Annotated in this window: 2 protein-coding genes; both read right to left on the bottom strand. The window is 63.2% G+C overall.

What is annotated here, in order from left to right; genetic code table 11:
• Nucleotides 1–221: transposase (locus tag ACM9LZ_RS25890; RefSeq protein ID WP_416622380.1), on the bottom strand; the 221-nt coding region annotated here is incomplete at its 3' end.
• A gap of 172 nt (nt 222–393) precedes the next feature.
• Nucleotides 394–879, bottom strand: coding sequence for a helix-turn-helix domain-containing protein (locus ACM9LZ_RS25885; protein WP_416622379.1), 486 nt, complete (start codon nt 877–879; stop codon nt 394–396).
• Between the last annotated feature and the right edge of the window lie 79 nt (nt 880–958).

The raw sequence follows: 958 nt of genomic DNA, 5'->3' as shown, positions 1-958 counted from the left end.
ATGGCCCTCCAGAGGTCGTCAATGGTCCTGGCACCGATGCGTCGGAGGCGGGCCTTGAGCTTGGCGAAGGCCATCTCGATAGGGTTGAGGTCGGGACTATAGGGCGGCAAGAACAGGAACCATGCCCCAGCCTTCTCCAGGATGGCCTTGGCCTTCTCGCTTTTATGGCTGGACAGGTTATCGAGGATGACGACGTCGCCCGGACGCAGCGTCGGCGCCAACTGGTTTCGACATAGGTTTCAAAGAGAACCCGGTTCATGGGCTGGTTGATAAGCCATGGCGCGGTCAGCCCATCGCACCGCAAGGCGGCAATGAAGGTCTGGGTCTTCCAGTGCCCGAACGGCGCCCGCGCCTTCAAGCGCTGTCCCCGACGGGCCCGGCCGCGCAGCCGGGTCATCTTCGTGGTCGTCGCCGTCTCGTCGATGAACACCAGGCGATGGGGTTCTTCGCGCATCCGGGGCTGACGGTGCGTCCGCCAGACCTGCCGATCCTTTCGGACATCAGCGCGTTCGCACTCGGATGCCAGCAGCGTTTTTTTGTGCTGAACCCCGCCTTCAGCAGGGCCCGCGACAGCGAGGCCGGATGCGCAACAACGCCGGTGGACGCTTCCAGCTTCGCTGCCAACTCCGGCATCGAGATATCCGGCATCGCCTCCACCCAGGCGATCAGCTGCGGCAGGCAATCCGCCAGTTTGCCATGACCGGGTGGGCGGCCTTGGCGACCGGGGGCCACCGAGCCTGTCACTGCAACACGCTGCGCCAGCTTTACCGCGAAGCTCGCACTCACTCCGAAATGCCGCGAGGCCTCACGCCGGGAATAACCCGCCGCTATCCGCGCTTCAACTCGTTCCCGAAGATCACCTGAATACGCCTTGCCCATGAGCCACCTCCGACAAAGATGAATCACATCCAGACCCTAAAGGGAACCCTTCGATTCCGGTTTCAGGCGCGATGCTCTA

This window comes from Niveispirillum fermenti (assembly GCF_048066175.1).
Lineage (GTDB): Bacteria > Pseudomonadota > Alphaproteobacteria > Azospirillales > Azospirillaceae > Niveispirillum > Niveispirillum fermenti.
This window is presented reverse-complemented; position numbering and strand designations above follow the sequence as displayed.

Bases quoted from the DNA above. Each gene is read 5' to 3' on its own strand.
- ACM9LZ_RS25885 (WP_416622379.1), bottom strand. From the start codon at position 879: ATGGGCAAGGCGTATTCAGGTGATCTTCGGGAACGAGTTGAAGCGCGG.